The following is an 18,222-nucleotide window of genomic DNA, read 5'->3' as shown; positions in this document are numbered from 1 at the left end:
GAGGTGAAGATATTTGTCGAAAAAAGCAACCGTCATTGCCGTAGTCAACCAGAAAGGCGGCACAGGCAAGACCACAACCACGGAAAATTTGGGTGTGGGACTGGCAATGGAGGGCAAAAAGGTTTTGTTGGTAGACACAGATCCACAGGCTTCTTTAACAGTCAGTCTGGGAAATCCGTACCCGGATACCTTATCTCCCACCCTTTCCGACATGATGGGAAAGATTATGATGGAAAAGCCGATTGTCCCCGGCGAAGGCATTCTTCATCACCCGGAAGGTGTGGACTTGATGCCTGCCAATATTGAACTGTCAGGCTTAGAGGTTTCCCTGGTCAATGCCATGAGCCGGGAGACCATTCTCCGTCAGTACCTGGATACGGTCAAGCAGAATTATGACTACATTCTTCTGGACTGTATGCCCTCTTTGGGTATGCTGACAGTCAATGCGTTGGCAGCTGCCGACAATGTGCTGATCCCTGTTCAGGCGGCATATCTTCCTGCAAAGGGCTTGGAACAGCTGCTGGAAACCATCAACAAGGTCAGACGACAAATCAACCCAAAATTGAAAATCGAGGGTATTCTTCTGACGATGGTGGACAGCAGAACCAATTATTCCAAGGACATCAGCAATCTGATCCGGGAAAGTTATGGAGGAAAGCTGAAAGTCTACAAGACAGACATTCCACGTTCTGTTCGTGCAGAGGAAATCAGTGCCGAAGGAGCCAGTATCTTTAAGCACGATCCCAAAGGCAAAGTCGCTGATGCCTACCGGGTTCTGACAAAGGAGGTGTTAAAAAATGCAGAAAAAAGGCGCAAACATCAGCTTGAAGGGGTACGATGATATTTTCTCTACCGACCAGTCACGAGCTGAAGCCCAGCAGGAACGAGTGCAGGAAATCCCGCTTTCCGATTTACACCCCTTTGAAGGACATCCCTTCCGGGTGGTAGATGATGAGGAAATGTTGAAAACAGCGGAGAGTGTTCGAGAATTTGGGGTTCTTACACCTGCTATTGTTCGTCCTGACCCTGATGGTGGTTATGAGATCATTTCCGGTCACAGGAGACATCGTGCATCTGAGCTTGCCGGGAAAGAAACCATGCCTGCTATTGTCCGTGATATGGACGATGATGCAGCCATCATCTTGATGGTTGATTCCAACTTGCAGAGAGAAACCCTTTTACCGAGTGAACGTGCATTTGCCTACCGAATGAAATTAGATGCAATAAAGCATCAAGGGCAAACTTGTGGACAAGTTGGCCACAAGTCAAGAGATGCACTGTCTGATTCGGATAGCGGCAGACAGATTCAGCGGTATATCCGTCTGACAGAGCTTATTCCTGAAATTCTGGATATGGTGGATAACGGTCAGATTAAATTCAATCCTGCCGTGGAGCTTTCCTATCTCGCAAGAGAAGAACAGCAGGATTTTCTTTCTGCTATGGACTTTGCCCAGGCTGCGCCTTCTCTTTCACAGGCACAGAGAATCAAAAAACTGGCACAGGAGGGCGAGTGTACGCTGGACGCTATGTGCGAGATTATGAATGAGGTCAAAAAGGGCGAGCTGGACAGGGTGACATTCAAAACGGACTCCTTGCGGAAATACTTTCCGAAGTCCTATACCAGCAAGCAGATGGAGGATAAAATCATTCAGCTGCTGGAACAGTGGCAGAAGAAACGAGAGAAATCTATGGAAAGGTAAGGTGAATCCCGATGTTTAACGAAAGAGAAATGAGCAAAGCAATCGACTGGCTGTTTGAGCTGTTTTCTCCCGAAGATTATGAGGGGTATGATGAAGATGAGATCGGCTATGCCGGTGGTTTGTGTCTGCCGGAGGTTTGCACCGCATTGAGAGGTGCGGCACAGACGGTATATCAGTATTCCGTAGCCGGTGGCTATGAGAAATGCTTCAATTACCGTGGCATGGAACTGTTTGACCAGCGTGCCTGCCTCATTATTTCCGATGTGGAACAGGCGGTTTTAGATGAAATCAAAACCACCTATGAAACCGAACTGTGGCTTATGGAAGATATGAATTTTGCCATTGTCCGCTGTGTGTCAATGCTGATCGGGTCTGATGATACCGGCTATGTGACGGAGTACCGGGCTTTCAAAAAGATTTTGAAAAGTGCGGAGGATTTGTTCTTTTCCCCGGAGGAACTGATCGAGGAACTGGAATCTATGTGTGTCCCCCAGTGGGAACATGAAGCGACTATTTATGAACTGTAACAGGTTCATGGATAGCCGCTTTTCTTATATCTGAGGAAATGGAGGTATCGAAGTTTGAAGGAATACGATGTAAAGATCACCGAGACACTGGAAAAGACGGTAACGGTGGAAGCCAAGTCCCGTGCTGATGCAGAAGAACAGGTCAGATCAGCCTACTACAATTCCGAGTACATTCTGGACTCCGAGAACTTTACCGGCGTCGAGTTTGGCACTACGGAGGAACGTGAAATTCAGCAGGAACAGGCTGAGACAATGACGGTTCTTCTGGTAAAGCCCCACATGTATCCCCAGCAGGTTCAGATCGGCTGCGATTTGGAGGATTTGCAGAAAGCTGTCGGTGGCGACATTGAAGCTGTTTACCCTTTTAATGAGCCTGTCGCATTGGTGATGCACGATGAGGGAAAAATCATGGGGAAAGACCTGAATCGTGCGCTGCGGGACGGAGACGGCGAGATCTACGACATCATCGCCGGTGACTTTCTGGTTGTCGGTTTGGGCGAGGAGGATTTTTCTTCCCTTTCCCCGGAGCTGATGAAGCAGTTTGAGGAACACTTCCATCAGCCTGAAACCTTCGTCCGCATGGGGCGCAGTATCATGGCTTTGCCGTTGCCCGATGATATGGTCAAAAAAGAAGATGCGCCTATCAAGGCTGACCCCACCCCACGCAAGAGCAGCCCTGATCGAGATGCGCTGTAAGGAGGCATCATGGAAAGAAGCTCAACGATTGCAGAGCTGATGGAACGCCGCAGGATACAGGCAGGAGCCAAGGAGTATCAGGGACACACCTATATGGACCTGGCAAGATTCGATGAAGCCACAAAGCACATGATTATCTTTGATGTGCTGACCAATGAATCTCCTGTTGGCTGGAAAGGTGAAAGAAACCGTCTGTATCTGAGTGAAGCCGGGTATCAGAAAGCTCTGGACAACCAGAAAGTCGGGAACATCAAGATTATCAGTCATGCCAATGTTGCCAGAGGAAATCTGTATTACGACCGCAGAGATATGGCACGATGACCCTCATTCTACTGCTTGCAGGAGGTGATGATTCATGCAGGAAGAAGTTGAAAACAGGACGATAAATCTGGCAATCAGCACGACAAGGCTGACTGCTCGAAGTATCATTGCCGGTATTCGCAAATATTTGCAGCACCGGGAAAAGGTCAAGGCGAGAAAAGGAACCAGAGATACGGCGGTTCACGGAAAGCAATCCGTGAAACAGCTGCTGGGACAGAATCAGGGTGCCACCAATGTGGAAATTGATAAGGATGGCATCCGGGATTTTGAAAGGCTCGCCAAGAAATACGGTGTGGACTTTGCCGTAAGAAAAGATAAGTCCGTTGATCCTCCCCGTTATCTTGTCTTTGTCCGTTCCAAGGATGCAGATGCCCTGGATGCTATCTGCAAGGAACATCAGGCAAGGTCATTGACGAAGGATAAGAAACCGAGCGTTCTGGCACAGCTGAAGAAGTTCAAAGAGATGGTAGCAGCTATCCCCAGGAAGGTTCGGGAAAAGAAACAGGAGCGTGATTTGTGATGAGCAAAATCAATTTGAAAAAGCTCCTGATTCTGAACATCCCGTATATTCTGGTGGGATTGTTTGCAACGAATTTTGGAGAAGCATGGCGGTTGGCTGAGGGTGCAGATTCTTCTGCAAAAATCCTCAGCTTTTTTTATGCCCTTCCGGTTGCCCTGGGCAATCCACTCCCCAGCTTTCATCCGCTGGATTTGCTGGTGGGAATTGCCTGTGGCGCAGGGCTTCGGCTTGCGGTTTATCTGAAAAGCAAAAACGCCAAGAAGTACCGGCACAATGTGGAGTATGGTTCTGCCCGTTGGGGTACAGCCAAAGACATTGAGCCATTTACTGCTCCAAAGTTTGAGGACAACATTATTCTGACAAGAACGGAACGGCTGATGATGTCCAACCGACCGAAGAATCCTGCCAATGCCAGAAACAAAAATGTTTTGATTATCGGAGGTTCAGGTTCAGGAAAAACAAGGTTCTGGCTGAAACCGAATCTGCTCCAGATGCACTCCAGCTATGTTGTCACAGACCCGAAAGGCAGCATTGTCATCGAGTGCGGCCATGCTTTGTTGAAGCATGGCTATAACATTAAGATTTTCAACACCATCAACTTTAAGAAGTCGATGCACTACAATCCGTTCGCCTATATCCATTCAGAAAAAGACATTCTGAAGCTGGTGACGACATTGATTGCCAATACCAAAGGCGACGGGAAAGCCGGTGACGAGTTCTGGACGAAAGCAGAAACCCTTCTGTACTGTGCCCTGATTGGCTATATCCACTATGAAGCACCGGTAGAGGAACAGAACTTCTCCACTCTGATTGAGTTCTTAAACGCAATGGAGGTGCGTGAGGACGATGAGGAGTTCCAGAATCCGGTTGATCTGATGTTTGAAGCTCTGGAAAAGAAAAAGCCAAATCATTTTGCAGTTCGCCAATATAAGAAGTACAAGCTGGCTGCCGGCAAGACAGCTAAGAGTATCTTGATTAGCTGTGGTGCGAGACTTGCTCCCTTCGATATTCAGGAAGTCCGGGACATTACAGCCTATGACGAATTGCAGTTAGATACCCTCGGAGACAAGAAAACGGCACTGTTCCTGATTATGTCGGACACGGATGCGACTTTTAATTTCCTGATCTCCATGATTTATACCCAGCTGTTCAATCTGCTTTGTGAGAAAGCAGATGATGTGTACGGCGGCAGACTGCCGGTTCATGTGCGCTGTCTGATTGATGAAGCGGCAAATATCGGTCAGATTCCCAATCTGGAAAAGTTGGTTGCGACCATCCGAAGCCGTGAAATCTCTGCCTGCCTTGTCCTTCAGGCACAGTCTCAGCTGAAAGCCATTTATAAGGACAACTCAGACACCATCATTGGCAACATGGATTCCCGTATTTTCCTCGGCGGTTCTGAACCGACCACGTTGAAAGAACTGAATCAGGCACTTGGGAAAGAGACCATCGACACCTACAACACATCAAACACCAGAGGTAACAGCCCGTCCTACGGCATGAATTATCAGAAGCTGGGAAAAGACCTTGCTACTGTGGATGAGCTGGCAGTTCTGGATGGTGGTAAGTGCATCTTGCAGCTGCGTGGTGTGAGACCGTTTCTGTCTGACAAGTACGATCTGACACAGCATCCGAACTATAAGTACACATCAGACTTCGACAAAAAGAATGAGTTCAACATCGAACAGTTTCTGAGTCGTAGATTGAAATTAAAGGCAGGTGACGAATTTGTAGTAGTCGATGCCGATTAAAGGAGGGTCTTAATGGAAAAAACTCCCCAATTCAATATTGAGGAAACATTCTGTGAATACCTGTCCAAGTATTACAGAGGTTCCAACAATCCGGTTTCAAGTAAAACGCTTGAAGCCGTTTTTCATGTAAAAGGGTCAGAAATCAGAAGAATCGTCAATTCCCTGCGGAGCAAAGGGGAACCCATTTGCAGCGATTATGATGGCTACTTCTATGCGGACAATCAGCATGAAATCAATACAACGATTGCTCAGCTGACAAGCCGCATCCAGAAGATTGCAAAAGCAAGGGATGGTCTGGTGAATCGCACCGGCAAAGATGATTGACCCTATTTCCCTTGAAAGGTGGTGGTGATAGATATGATTGCAGTTGAATAGTCTCGTTGTTTCTGCCCTCCGACCGGTTCTCCGGTATCGTGGAGGGCTTTTTTCATTTCAAAATCCAATTCAAATATCAGGAGGAAGAGTATATGGCATTTTTCAACAGCGCAGTAACCGTTCTTCAGACCCTTGTTATCGCTCTCGGCGCAGGTCTCGGCATCTGGGGTGCAATCAACCTGCTTGAAGGCTACGGTAACGACAACCCCGGTGCAAAGTCCCAGGGCATGAAGCAGCTCATGGCAGGCGGCGGTGTCGCTCTCATCGGTACTACCCTTGTACCTCTGCTCTCCGGTCTCTTTGGCTAATCAGCCGCTGGAAACTTACGAACCAATCAATCACGGGTTGGGATAGAAGCTCCCAACCCTATTTTCTATCAAGGAGGAAACGTATATGGCATTTTTCAACAGCGCAGTAACCGTTCTTCAGACCCTCGTTATCGCCCTCGGTGCAGGTCTCGGCATCTGGGGAGCCATCAACCTTCTGGAAGGCTACGGCAACGACAACCCCGGCGCAAAGTCCCAGGGCATGAAGCAGTTCATGGCTAATTAAAGGGAACAAAAAGAAAGGAAAAGCCAATCCAGACGGTATCAGCGGCAGGCTACAAGAATAAATTGTGATTTCACAAGATTGGTGCTATAATAAGAGAAAAGTTCCTGCCGGGGCAGCCGCTCCGGTGGTATGGATAGAAAGGCAGGAAAACAATATGCACATCAGCTATAAACCACTCTGGCACACACTGTTAGAGCGTGATATGAGAAAAGAGGATTTAAGGCTTGCCGCTGGTATGACAACAAATATGATTGCCAACATGAGCAAAGAGGGAAAGCACATCAGCATGGATACATTAGCCCGTATCTGCGAAACGCTGAATTGTGAGATTACCGATGTGATTGAGTTAGTACCAGACGAGCCTGCTTCCACAGGAGGTAAGGAACATGAGCGAATTGAAACCAAGAATAAAAGAAAACGGAATTGATTATATCCTTGTTGGAGATTACTACATCCCGGACTTGAAGTTGCCGGAGGAACACCGCCCCATCGGAAAGTACGGACGGATGCACCGGGAATATTTAAGAGAAGTCTGCCCAGCCAGATTACACACATTGACCCTGACCGGGGAATTGTGGACATATCTTGCAGACCTGAACGAACAGGCACAGAAACGGTTAGACACCATCATGGAGCAGATGAAAGCTGCCGAGGGCGTGACCGAGGAATTGAAGCGTACCCGTCAAATGGAATGGGTGCAGCGTTGCAATAACATTCACAACCGGGCAGAAGAAATTGTTTTACATGAGATGATTTATTCATAACGGTATGGTAGAATGATTATTACAAATTAGAAGTTGTAAAGGAGACTTTGTATGGGTAGAAAAGAAATAACAACAAAAGAAGATTTAATGAAAGTAATAGAATTATTCGAAAATACTGGAATTACATACTGGTTGGATGGCGGATGGGGTGTAGATATTTTAGCTGGTAAACAAACAAGAATTCATAGAGATATAGATATAAATTTTGATGCTCAACATACGGAAAAATTGTTAAATGTGCTTTTGAATCTGGGCTATAAAATTGATACAGACTGGAAACCGGTTAGAATAGAGTTATATAGTGATGAACTTGGTTACTTAGACATTCACCCGTTCGTTTTAAGTGAGGACGGAACTTCAAAACAAGCTGATTTAGAGGGTGGCTGGTATGAGTTTGAAAAAGATTACTTTGGTAGTGCTTTTTTTGAAGGAAAAACAATTCCTTGTATATCCTTAAAAGGCCAAAGAGTTTTCCATTCAGGTTATGAATTAAGAGATAAAGATAAGCATGATATTTTAATTCTTGAAAGTTTATCAAAATAACATTGCTGTAATTTCTAAGATAAATTCCACTTTATCGCTTTGAAATTTTAACTGAATAAGTATAGCACCAACCGCTGCTACATGGAAGCAAACACAACCATGCAACAGCGGTTTTTCTTTACCGTTTTTTCCTTTGACTGATAGGAGTTCCTGTTTTCTTTGATTTTTGTAGAATCCGAATGAGCCAGCGAAATTCTTCGTCTGACAGATTTTTATAGTTGATGCCGAGCTGCTTGCAGTAAAGGACAACCAGCTTTTCATCCCGACTGCCCTTGAAATTTTCAACCGCTTCCAAATTTTCTTTCAATTCATCGGCAACGGTGGTCTGGGGCGCACTCTCGCTGTCCTTTTTGTGGGCTTCCCGAATATCCCGGATAATGAGATTGAGGTCATCAAGAACCATGTGGCTGAAATATTCATCATCGCTGATATGGGCGGCTTGCAGCACTTTCAAATGCGGGTCGTCTTCGCCGGGGCGATACCGTTCAATGATTTCATGCCGGACAGTATCGACAAGGGCGTTGAGGTTTTGAATCTGCATGGTGGCAATCCCATCTACATAAATCTCAATGTCCGCAAGAAACTTGATAAAGTCCTTATGAGTGGCAAGCTCACAGAGCAGACGGTTGTTAATCCGACCGCCTTTCAGAAGTGCCACCATCTCATCATTCAAATGCAGCTCTGTTAGTGGCGTGTTGATCTGCTCCCGGTTCTCTGTCCGGCACAGCAGATAATCAACGGAAACCCCATAGAAGTCTGCCAGCGTGATAAGGTTGCCATGATTGATTTCCTTATAATCCTCTTTTTCATAACTGCCAAGAGCTGATTTGGAAATGCCCGTCAGCTCTGATAATTCTTCCAGATTTAAGCCTTTGTCCTTGCGGAGTTCCCAAAGGCGTTCCTGTATGCTTGTCGCTCCTTTCATGGGCGCACGCTCCTTTCCGGCGGTTTCATTACTGCCGCTTAACTGGATTATATCATACTTTCCGCAATCGTGGAAATTTCTGATTTTTACCCTTAATTCCTACTTTGTGGACATACGGCACAGGGCACAAAAATGTTCTATGATACAGGTAGTTCATCGATGGATTATTCCAATCGAATGACCAGCCTGTGTGGGATATGCTTCCCCGGCGATGTAGCGCCATGACTTTTGGCAGGGATATGGAGGAACCCTGACCGAAACGAGCGTACCAAAGGGAGCAATACGCCGCTGTGAGATTCAGGGGAGGAACGACACCGGGGAGAACTGGCGAACTGATACCGAAATGATACCGAAACACGACAATCTGATAGGGGGATAGTCTACCCTATTGCTGATACTTCTGGAGATTTTAGACGGCTCTATGACCGTAATTTTGCCGAAAATCGCCCCGAAACTATACACTAAAACGGGAGGAAACGCAATATGCCGAGAATGAGCAAAAAGAGGAAGCATGAGCTTTCTTTTTACCTCAATGACCGGGGGCGTGTCACTTACAACGAATTATGCCGGAAATGCAAGCATGGGTGCAAGCAGAGCTTCCGGGCGGTTGTGGTTGACTGCCCCCGTTATTTATCCAAAAGAGCAAAGAAAAAGGAGGAACACACCGAATGAATTTTGAATTTATGACGATAGGCACACCGTTGCCGCCCTGTATGCCCTTTCCCAGAGCGTTGACAGGATTTCCAGTCAGCAGCACCGCAAAGGTCATGTACTGCCGGATGTTGGACGCTATGCTATCCAACGGACAGGAGGACGAGAACGGAATCCTGTTTATCTGCTTCCCTGTCACAGCCATTGCCGCAGTCCTGTCCCGCAGCCCCATGACGGTCAAGCGTTCTCTGAATGAACTGGAAACCGCCGGACTGATCATGCGAGTGCGTCAGGGCGTTGGAGAACCAAACAGGATTTATGTGCTGATACCGGGAAAGGAGGACGCTGCCCTTGCCTGATACCTCAAAGCTGGAAAAGCTCAACCGAGAGTTGGAAAAGAGTGAAAAGAAACTGCGGAAAGCCATCAATGATGAAAAGGCATTGCAGCACCAGCTAAAGCAGCTTACCCGAAAAGAACGGACACACCGGCTCTGTACTCGTGGCGGTATGCTGGAAAGTTTTCTGCAAGAGCCGGAACGCCTGACAGATGATGATGTCATGCTGTTGTTGACACTCATTTTTCACAGGCAGGACACGCAGGAACTATTGAAGAAACTGCTGGAACGTGAGAAGCCGGAAACCCCTTAGTTTACTAAGGGCGCAATTATACACCACCCAAAGGTTGGTGCATTGCGTTCTCCGAAGGCTCCTTGCCGGAGGGCTGTGATTTTTCGCAGTCATGGTCTGCTCCAAATCATACAGGGGACGCTACGCTTCCCCTGCGCTGGCTACCGCCAGCTACCCTTTTGTGGACTTGTCATCTGGGGACACCTTGCGTTGCAAGCTGTTCCCAGCCGACAAGTTTCATAAAATATGCTATCTTTTCGATAGGCAATAAAGTATAATAAAGTCAGCAATAAATCGGAATTTTACGGTCAGTAAGGAATGCGTAAAGTTATATGATTGTATTATAAGCGATTTGTTAAATTTTTATAACCACTTGTATTTGCCTGCGATTTATGGTATAATATTTTGAAATTTAGAAAGAGGTGGGAAGATGATTAACTTTTCTTGCAAATAAAATCAAAATATGCGGTAGTGCTATACTTTGGCATTATTGTGTCTATTGCAAGAAAGTTATATGTCTATCTTACTCAATATAGTGCTGTTGCCACTTTTGCTTAGTGGTGTTATTTTATGCTATGACGAGCTGCAAGGATAAACTTTCTTGTGGCTCTTATTTTGTTTTGGAGGTGCTTTATGAATAGTGCAGAACAGATAGTTACACATGATTCACTCCGTATAGTGTCGGTTCCTTTTGGTGAAATCTATACGTAGTAAACATTCACCGAACCGACTTTGTATCGTATGACATGCAAAGGAGGATAATATTTATGTCAATGATTAAAATTGAAAACCTTACGTTTTCATATCCGACAAGTTATGATAATGTTTTTGAAAATGTCAGTTTCCAGGTTGATACCGATTGGAAGCTTGGTTTTGTGGGCAGAAACGGACGAGGTAAAACAACCTTTCTGAATCTTCTGCTTGGGAAATATGAGTATAGTGGAAAAATCCTATCATCCGTACAGTTTGATTATTTTCCTTATCCCGTTTCAGATAAGAATCGTATTACAGAGGATATATTGCAGGAGATTTGCCCACTTGCGGAAGAATGGGAACTTATGCGAGAACTTTCTTATCTTGATGTTGATGTCGATGTGCTTTGGCGACCTTTTGAAACACTTTCCAACGGAGAGCAGACAAAGGTTTTGATTGCCGCTCTTTTTCTTAATGAAGGGCATTTCCTACTGATTGATGAACCTACCAACCATTTGGATGCCAAAGCGAGAAAAAGTGTGGCGGCATATCTGAAAAAGAAAAAGGGATTCATCTTAGTTTCTCACGATCGTCGCTTTCTTGACGATTGTGTTGACTATATTCTATCGATTAACCGAGCGAATATCGAAGTGCAAAGAGGAAACTTTTCATCATGGATGTCAAATTTTGAGCGACAGCAAGAATTTGAACTGGCTCAGAACGAACGTTTGCAAAAGGACATCAGACGATTACAGCAGTCGGCAAAACGCGCTGCAGTATGGTCTGAACGTGTAGAAGCTTCCAAAATTGGGGCAGCAGATAAAGGTTATGTCGGTCATAAAGCCGCCAAAATGATGAAGCGTTCAAAATCTATAGAAGCGAGACAACAACAGACAATCGAACAAAAATCAGCATTGCTGAAAAATATGGAAACCGCAGAAGCCCTCAAGATACAACCGCTTAATTACCATACAGATTTGCTTGCATCATTATCGAATGTAGTAGTTTATTATGATGGCATTTCAGTTTGTGAACCCGTTTCGTTTGAAATAAGACAGGGAGAACGCATTGTGCTTGATGGAAAGAACGGCAGTGGCAAAAGTAGCCTGTTAAAGTTGGTAGTCGGGCAGTCCATAGATTATACGGGTACAGTAACACTTGGCTCTGGGCTTGTAATTTCTTATGTGCCACAGGATACATCGTATTTATGTGGAACCCTTTCCGAGTTTGCAGAAGAAAACAACCTTGATGAAAGTTTGTTCAAGGCAATTCTTAGGAAAATGGACTTTGAGCGTGTACAGTTTGAAAAGGATATTAAAGACTTTTCTGGCGGGCAAAAGAAGAAAGTCCTAATTGCGAAAAGCCTTTGTGAAAAGGCACACTTGTATGTATGGGATGAACCGCTCAACTTTATTGATGTGTACTCACGTATGCAGATTGAACAACTCATAACGGAGTTTGCCCCGACCATGCTCCTGGTAGAACATGACAGTGTTTTTCGAGATACTGTGGCAAGTAAAATTGTGAATATCTAAATTGGTTCTTCCGCAATTTTACGTTTTTCGCTTTAATAAAAATGGAGAATGCTGATTTACACTGGCATTCCAGTATTGAAAAATTACAAAATACGGATAATTGCGTAAGAACCTCTAAATTAAAATAATTGTATGGGTTAATTCCAGCTTTACAGAGACTCAAATTCCAGTTTGTAGAATTAAGAAAATCGTAATTTGTGGAGGTAAAATATAGATGAATCAAGGTAGAATTATTGTAATCACAGGTGCGCCGGGGACAGGAAAAACTACAACGGCATCTGCTGTTGCAAAAGAATCAGATTTGGAAAAGTCTGTGCATATGCACACAGATGACTTTTATCATTATTTGAGTAAAGGGGCAATACCACCGCATTTGCCAGAATCAAATGAGCAAAATTTGATTGTCATTGAAGCGTTTTTAGAAGCTGCGAAGCGATATGCTCGTGGTGGATATGATGTAATTGTTGACGGTATTATCGGACCGTGGTTTTTAAAGCCGTGGCAAAGTCTTGTTCGGGAACATTATGAGGTGCATTATATTATTTTAAGGGCAAGTAAGGAAGAAACCTTGAAGCGAGCTGTTGAACGCTCAAAGTTAGACCGAAAGACAAATATCGAATTGGTAGAAACCATGTGGGAGCAATTTTGCAATCTGGGAATATATGAATCGAATGTTATAGATACGACCACTTATTCCATTCAAGAAACTGTTTCCGCAGTACAAGAAAAAATCGCAAGTAGGGCAGCGTTGTTGTCTTAGATTGTTTTGGTGCAATTCCAGTTTGTTAGCTTTACATCGGGTCAACTTGTCCCGAACTTTTACAACTAAATACCCGCCGCTCACACAGTGGCACACCGAGCAGGAAATCTGAAAAAGGTCTCCTGCTTTTTTTCTGCCCAAAATGAGGTGGTAAAACGCCACCCCATCCACCAATTAGCGAAAGGAGGGACACGAAATGCCTTGTCCACACAACGAAATCACGATTGTTCAGCGCAGCCAGCGGCAGTCTGCGGTTGCCGCCGCTGCTTACCAAAGCGGCGAAAAGCTGTTCTGTGAATACGACCAGCAAGTAAAGCACTACCCGGAAAAGCGTGGTATCGTCCACAATGAAATCCTGCTCCCGGCAAATGCTCCACAGGAATATGCAGACCGCAATACTTTATGGAATGCCGCCGAAGCGGTGGAAAAGCAATGGAACTCCCAGCTTGCAAGGCGGTGGGTGCTTACCATTCCCAGAGAGATACCGCCCGACCAGTACGCTGTCCTTGTACGGGAGTTTTGTGAACAGCAGTTTGTTTCCAAAGGCATGATTGCTGATTTTGCCATCCATGACCCCCATCCGCCGGGACACAATCCCCACGCCCATGTCCTGCTGACCATGCGGGCAATGGATGAACATGGAAAATGGCTTCCCAAGAGCCGCAAGGTTTATGACCTTGACGAGAATGGGGAACGGATAAAGCTGCCGTCCGGCAGGTGGAAAAGCCACAAGGAGGATACGGTGGACTGGAACGACCAGAAGTATTGTGAAATCTGGCGGCATGAATGGGAGGTTATCCAGAACCGCTATCTGGACGCCAATGACCGCCCGGAGCGTGTGGACTTGCGTTCCTATGCCAGACAGGGGCTTGATATAGTCCCCACTGTCCATGAGGGGACTGCTGTCCGGCAGATGGAAAAGCGAGGTATCCAGACGAATATCGGCAACCTGAACCGGGAAATCAGAGCCGCCAACCGCCTGATGAAGTCCATCCGGCAGCTTATCCAAAACCTCAAAGGCTGGATTACCGAGCTGGGAGAAAAACGGAAGGAGCTGCTTGCACAAAAGGCGGCGGAGGAAGCGACACTTCTTCCCAATCTGCTGATGAAGTATATGGAGATACGAAAGGAAGAACGGAAGGACTGGACAAGGGCTGGACAGAACCGGGGAACTTCACAGGACTTAAAGGCAGTCAGCGAAGCCCTGTCCTATCTCCGGCAAAAGGGGCTTTCCACTGTGGAGGACTTAGAAGCGTTTCTGGAATCTTCCGGGAAATCAGCCGCAGATTACCGCAATCAGATGAAGCCAAAGGAAGCCCGGAGCAAAGTGATTGACGGGATTCTTGCCAGCCGGACAGACTGCAAGGAATGTAAGGCTGTCTATGAGAAGTACCAGAAGATATTTTTTAAGAAAATAAAGGGGAAATTCAAACAGGAACACCCGGAGGTTGCCCGGTATGAGAAAGCCGCTGACTACCTTGCCAAGCACCCGGACGATAAGGATAAAACGAAAAATGAGTTGCAACAGGAGCAGGAAACGCTTCTCAGCGAAATCGCAGAGCTGAAAGTACCACTGACCGAGGTACAGGAGGATTTGAAGAAGCTGCGGGACATCCGCTACTGGGTACGGAAAGCCACACCCGGCACAGAGGAAAGCAAAGAGCCGCCCAAGAAGCAGCCCATCAAAGAAGTCTTGCAGGATAAGACTGACGAGAAAAAAGCACAAAGAACCGCCCCGGCACAGGAGAAACACAGACAACAGGATATGGAACTTTAACAGGCACTTGCCATTTTCAATTAGAGAATGTCAGGTGCTTTTCTTATTTTCAAGGAGGGATAGATTTGAATGTATTCGAAGCTGTGAAGCAGTCCGTCACAACAAGACAGGCTGCGGAGTATTATGGAATCCATGTAGGTCGGAACGGGATGGCTTGCTGCCCGTTCCATAACGATAAAACCCCAAGCATGAAGCTGGATCGGCGTTACCATTGCTTCGGCTGCGGTGCGGATGGGGATGTGATTGATTTTGCCGCCGCCCTGTATGGGCTGGGAAAGAAAGAAGCCGCCGTACAGCTGGCACAGGACTTCGGGCTTTCCTATGAGGACTGGAAACCGCCGGGAAAGGTAAAAAAGCCCAAGACCCGGCAGAAATCCCCGGAGGAACAGTTTCAGGAAGCAAAGAATCGCTGCTTCCGTATTCTTGCCGATTATCTCCATCTGCTGATGGCATGGAGAACGGACTACGCCCCGCACTCCCCGGAGGAAGCCTTTCATCCCCGGTTTGTGGAAGCCTTACAGAAGCAAGCCCAAGTGGAATATCTGCTGGATGTGCTGCTGTTCGGGGAAACAGAGGAAAAAGCGGATTTGATTACGGACTACGGAAAGGATGTGATACAGCTTGAACAGCGAATGGCAGAACTTGCAGCCGCAGACGCAGCAAGAACTAAAAAACACTATGAACGCCATGCAGCCGCCCCAGAGCGTTGAGGAAATCAAGGCGGGGCTGGAAACCACCGAGAAAGGCGGTGTCCGTCAGAGCATACGGAACTGCCTGACCGTATTCCAACGTGACCCTCTGCTTTCAGGGGCTATCGCATACAACATCCTGACTGACCGCAAGGACATCATAAAGCCCATCGGTTTTCACAGAGAAAGCACCGCCCTGAACGATACGGACATGAAGTATCTGCTTCTTTATCTGGAAGAAACCTACGGGCTTACCAATGAGAAAAAGATTGATAACGCCATCGGGATTGTGGCGAATGAAAACAAGTACCATCCCATCCGGGACTATCTCAATACCCTTGTGTGGGACGGGACAGAGCGAATCCGCTTCTGCCTGCGGCACTTTCTGGGGGCTGACGCAGACGATTACACCTATGAAGCGTTGAAGCTGTTCCTGCTGGGTGCAATCTCACGAGCCTTTCAGCCGGGGTGCAAGTTTGAAATCATGCTCTGTCTGGTAGGCGGTCAGGGGGCTGGAAAGTCCACCTTCTTCCGGCTGCTGGCAGTCCGGGACGAGTGGTTCTCCGATGATTTGCGGAAGCTGGACGATGACAATGTGTACCGCAAGCTGCAAGGTCACTGGATTATTGAAATGTCGGAAATGATGGCAACCGCCAACGCCAAGAGCATTGAGGAAATCAAGTCATTTTTAAGCCGGCAGAAAGAGGTCTACAAGATACCTTATGAAACCCACCCGGCAGACCGCCCCCGTCAGTGCGTGTTTGGCGGCACTTCCAATGCCCTTGACTTCCTGCCCCTTGACCGTTCCGGCAACCGCCGCTTTATCCCGGTCATGGTGTACCCGGAGCAGGCGGAAGTTCACATTTTGGAGGATGAAGCCGCTTCCAGAGCCTATATCGGGCAGATGTGGGCGGAAGCGATGGAGATTTATAAAAGCGGCAGGTTCAAGCTGGCTTTCAGCCCCGCCATGCAGCGGTATCTCAAAGAACACCAGCGGGATTTTATGCCGGAGGACACCAAAGCCGGGATGATACAGGCGTATCTTGATAAATACACCGGGAGCATGGTCTGCTCCAAGCAGCTCTATAAGGAAGCCTTGAACCATGCTTTTGACGAGCCGAAGCAATGGGAAATCCGGGAAATCAACGAGATTATGAACCAGTGCATTTCCAGCTGGCGGTACTTCCCAAACCCAAGAATGTTTTCCGAATATGGCAGACAAAAGGGCTGGGAGCGTGAAAACCCGGCAACGGACTCCGGCAACCCGTCTGAAAAAACGATGGACGGTTTTGTGGAGGTCACAGAACAGATGGAGCTTCCATTCTGAAAAGGACAGCCCGTTGCACCCCCTGTTGTTATCCCGTTGCCGAGCCGGTTGCCGGGAAAAACCCCTTATTTCCGGGCTTTTCTCCCTTATAACAACCAAAACAACAAAAAAATAAAAGAAAAGTATAAATAGTAACCATCGCCAGATTGAGATTGTTTGCAAGGTCTTTTGAAGTCCGTTGCCGGACTTCGTTGCCGACACCCTCTGTCTGGCTATTTTCATGTATGGAGGATAACTGCCTATGGCAAAAAACAAAACAGAGATTCATGTGACCACTGTATTTGACGGGGAGCTTGACGCCACTGATGTGTTCGTCAGCCTGATTTCCCAGAAATACGGAAAGACAAATGCAAAAGAATATCTTGCTAAAAAGAAAGATATAGGCTATAATGAAGATGAGGTTCAAAAGAGCCAGATACCGTCTGGATTGTGTGGGTAAATGGCTATGATGAACGAAATGGAATACAGAACAATCGGTTCGGCACTTGCCGGGGGTTATCGTGCGGCGGTCTATTGCAGGCTGTCAAAGGACGATGACCTGCAAGGCGAAAGTGCCAGTATCGCAAACCAGCGTGATATGCTGGAAAAATACTGCGAAAAGCAGGGATGGGAGGTTGTGGCAGTCTATCAGGACGATGGCTTCACAGGTCTTAACATGGAGCGTCCTGACCTACAGAGAATGTTGAGAGCCATTGAGCGCAGGCAGATCAACCTTGTCATCACGAAAGACCTCAGCCGACTGGGGCGTAATTATCTGCAAACCGGGCATTTGATTGAGGACTTTTTCCCAAGAAACGGTGTCCGCTATATCGCCATGAATGACGGCATCGACACCCTGCGGGATAACAACGACATTGCCCCGTTCAAGAATATCCTGAACGAGATGTACAGCAAGGATATTTCCAAGAAAGTCCATTCCTCTTATCTTCTGAAAGCGCAGAAAGGACAGTTTACCGGGTGTCTTGCCCCGTTTGGGTATCGGAAAGACCCGGAGGACAAAAACCATCTGCTCATTGACGAGGAAACCGCCCCGATTGTGCGGCTGATTTTCGGATATGCCCTGAACGGTCATGGTCCGAACTATATCCGCAGACGGCTGGAGAAAGAAAAAATCCCCTGCCCTACATGGTGGAACCGGGAACGGGGGCTTCGCAATACCCGCACCAAATGGGAAAAGAAAGACCCAGAAAACGGGCGGTATATGTGGGACTTCTCCGTTATCAAAGACCTTTTGATGAATCCCGTCTACACCGGGGCGATTGCTTCCCAGAAAAAGGACTACCGCTTCAAAATCGGCACGATTGGGGAAAAGAAGCCGGAGGACTGGATTGTGGTGGAGGGACAGCATGAACCGCTGATTGACAGCATGAGCTTTGACTGTTGGACAGCGAATTGAGGGAGACGCAAACGACAAATTATTTTTCCGTCCTTTAAAGAATCGACCGCGCAGTCTGGGAGCTAATGGCAGATTGACAGCGATAATACGGCA

23 protein-coding genes and 1 pseudogene are annotated in these 18,222 nt (G+C 46.8%); 23 read left to right on the top strand and 1 reads right to left on the bottom strand.

Annotation, left to right across the window (positions count from 1 at the left end; genetic code table 11):
* Positions 1–13 precede the first annotated feature (13 nt).
* From ACTNA4_RS13500 to ACTNA4_RS13440, 13 genes are all read left to right on the top strand, one after another.
* Entirely contained in the window at positions 14–841 is an 828-nt protein-coding gene (locus ACTNA4_RS13500; RefSeq protein WP_087016727.1) for a ParA family protein, read from the top strand.
* Positions 798–1,700 (top strand): ParB/RepB/Spo0J family partition protein, encoded by a 903-nt coding sequence (locus ACTNA4_RS13495; RefSeq protein WP_087016725.1) that lies wholly within the window; start codon positions 798–800, stop codon positions 1,698–1,700. The genes ACTNA4_RS13500 and ACTNA4_RS13495 overlap by 44 nt, the downstream gene beginning before the upstream one ends.
* Positions 1,701–1,711: 11 nt before the next feature.
* On the top strand, positions 1,712–2,227 hold the full coding sequence (locus tag ACTNA4_RS13490; RefSeq protein WP_087016723.1) for a hypothetical protein: 516 nt from the start codon (positions 1,712–1,714) through the stop codon (positions 2,225–2,227).
* Between the two features lie 54 nt (positions 2,228–2,281).
* A complete protein-coding gene (locus ACTNA4_RS13485; protein ID WP_173876985.1) occupies positions 2,282–2,923 on the top strand; it encodes a DUF3846 domain-containing protein in 642 nt (213 codons plus the stop codon).
* 9 nt (positions 2,924–2,932) lie between these two features.
* Positions 2,933–3,244: a DUF5720 family protein gene (locus ACTNA4_RS13480; protein ID WP_075671620.1), complete on the top strand. Its 312-nt coding sequence runs from the start codon at positions 2,933–2,935 to the stop codon at positions 3,242–3,244.
* Positions 3,245–3,278: 34 nt separating this feature from the next.
* Positions 3,279–3,764, top strand: a complete 486-nt coding sequence (locus ACTNA4_RS13475; protein ID WP_075671618.1) for a PcfB family protein — start codon at positions 3,279–3,281, stop codon at positions 3,762–3,764.
* Positions 3,764–5,515, top strand: a complete 1,752-nt coding sequence (locus tag ACTNA4_RS13470; RefSeq protein ID WP_173876986.1) for a VirD4-like conjugal transfer protein, CD1115 family — start codon at positions 3,764–3,766, stop codon at positions 5,513–5,515. The genes ACTNA4_RS13475 and ACTNA4_RS13470 overlap by 1 nt, the downstream gene beginning before the upstream one ends.
* 12 nt (positions 5,516–5,527) lie before the next feature.
* Entirely contained in the window at positions 5,528–5,839 is a 312-nt protein-coding gene (locus ACTNA4_RS13465) for a hypothetical protein (protein ID WP_173876987.1), read from the top strand.
* Positions 5,840–5,982: 143 nt separating this feature from the next.
* Entirely contained in the window at positions 5,983–6,198 is a 216-nt protein-coding gene (locus ACTNA4_RS13460; protein ID WP_002576404.1) for a Maff2 family mobile element protein, read from the top strand.
* A gap of 85 nt (positions 6,199–6,283) precedes the next feature.
* Complete coding sequence (locus ACTNA4_RS13455; protein WP_005929973.1) at positions 6,284–6,442, top strand: Maff2 family mobile element protein; 159 nt, start codon at positions 6,284–6,286, stop codon at positions 6,440–6,442.
* A gap of 154 nt (positions 6,443–6,596) precedes the next feature.
* Positions 6,597–6,869, top strand: a complete 273-nt coding sequence (locus tag ACTNA4_RS13450) for a helix-turn-helix domain-containing protein (protein ID WP_002584334.1) — start codon at positions 6,597–6,599, stop codon at positions 6,867–6,869.
* On the top strand, positions 6,829–7,206 hold the full coding sequence (locus ACTNA4_RS13445) for a TnpV protein (RefSeq protein WP_002584333.1): 378 nt from the start codon (positions 6,829–6,831) through the stop codon (positions 7,204–7,206). The genes ACTNA4_RS13450 and ACTNA4_RS13445 overlap by 41 nt, the downstream gene beginning before the upstream one ends.
* A 51-nt stretch (positions 7,207–7,257) precedes the next feature.
* Positions 7,258–7,749: a nucleotidyltransferase domain-containing protein gene (locus tag ACTNA4_RS13440; protein WP_441030552.1), complete on the top strand. Its 492-nt coding sequence runs from the start codon at positions 7,258–7,260 to the stop codon at positions 7,747–7,749.
* Between the two features lie 118 nt (positions 7,750–7,867).
* Here the strand turns inward: ACTNA4_RS13440 and ACTNA4_RS13435 are convergent, their stop codons facing one another.
* Positions 7,868–8,674, bottom strand: a complete 807-nt coding sequence (locus tag ACTNA4_RS13435) for a helix-turn-helix domain-containing protein (RefSeq protein ID WP_002584331.1) — start codon at positions 8,672–8,674, stop codon at positions 7,868–7,870.
* Between the two features lie 483 nt (positions 8,675–9,157).
* Here ACTNA4_RS13435 and ACTNA4_RS13430 point away from each other — a divergent pair, with 483 nt between their 5' ends.
* From ACTNA4_RS13430 to ACTNA4_RS13385, 10 genes and pseudogenes are all read left to right on the top strand, one after another.
* Positions 9,158–9,346 carry a hypothetical protein gene (locus ACTNA4_RS13430; RefSeq protein WP_002584330.1) on the top strand — a complete coding sequence of 63 codons (189 nt, stop codon included), beginning with the start codon at positions 9,158–9,160 and terminating at the stop codon, positions 9,344–9,346.
* Positions 9,343–9,684: a DeoR family transcriptional regulator gene (locus ACTNA4_RS13425; protein WP_002584329.1), complete on the top strand. Its 342-nt coding sequence runs from the start codon at positions 9,343–9,345 to the stop codon at positions 9,682–9,684. Before ACTNA4_RS13430 ends, ACTNA4_RS13425 begins: the two co-directional genes overlap by 4 nt.
* Positions 9,677–9,973, top strand: a complete 297-nt coding sequence (locus ACTNA4_RS13420; protein WP_002584328.1) for a DUF3847 domain-containing protein — start codon at positions 9,677–9,679, stop codon at positions 9,971–9,973. The genes ACTNA4_RS13425 and ACTNA4_RS13420 overlap by 8 nt, the downstream gene beginning before the upstream one ends.
* Before the next feature lie 746 nt (positions 9,974–10,719).
* Entirely contained in the window at positions 10,720–12,180 is a 1,461-nt protein-coding gene (locus ACTNA4_RS13415) for an Lsa family ABC-F type ribosomal protection protein (RefSeq protein WP_002584327.1), read from the top strand.
* A 214-nt stretch (positions 12,181–12,394) separates the two neighbouring features.
* Complete coding sequence (locus ACTNA4_RS13410; protein ID WP_002584326.1) at positions 12,395–12,940, top strand: AAA family ATPase; 546 nt, start codon at positions 12,395–12,397, stop codon at positions 12,938–12,940.
* 196 nt (positions 12,941–13,136) lie between these two features.
* On the top strand, positions 13,137–14,717 hold the full coding sequence (gene mobQ, locus ACTNA4_RS13405; RefSeq protein ID WP_002584325.1) for a MobQ family relaxase: 1,581 nt from the start codon (positions 13,137–13,139) through the stop codon (positions 14,715–14,717).
* 65 nt (positions 14,718–14,782) lie between these two features.
* Entirely contained in the window at positions 14,783–15,427 is a 645-nt protein-coding gene (locus ACTNA4_RS13400) for a CHC2 zinc finger domain-containing protein (protein ID WP_002584324.1), read from the top strand.
* Positions 15,396–16,733, top strand: a complete 1,338-nt coding sequence (locus tag ACTNA4_RS13395) for a virulence-associated E family protein (protein ID WP_002584323.1) — start codon at positions 15,396–15,398, stop codon at positions 16,731–16,733. The genes ACTNA4_RS13400 and ACTNA4_RS13395 overlap by 32 nt, the downstream gene beginning before the upstream one ends.
* 241 nt (positions 16,734–16,974) lie before the next feature.
* Positions 16,975–17,172 carry a hypothetical protein gene (locus ACTNA4_RS13390; protein WP_002592708.1) on the top strand — a complete coding sequence of 66 codons (198 nt, stop codon included), beginning with the start codon at positions 16,975–16,977 and terminating at the stop codon, positions 17,170–17,172.
* Positions 17,173–18,111: pseudogene (locus ACTNA4_RS13385) on the top strand (recombinase family protein); the annotation flags it as partial.
* Between the last annotated feature and the right edge of the window lie 111 nt (positions 18,112–18,222).

This window comes from Bariatricus sp. HCP28S3_A7 (genome assembly GCF_052066375.1).
In the GTDB taxonomy this organism is placed as follows: Bacteria; Bacillota; Clostridia; order Lachnospirales; family Lachnospiraceae; genus Allocoprococcus.
This window is presented reverse-complemented; position numbering and strand designations above follow the sequence as displayed.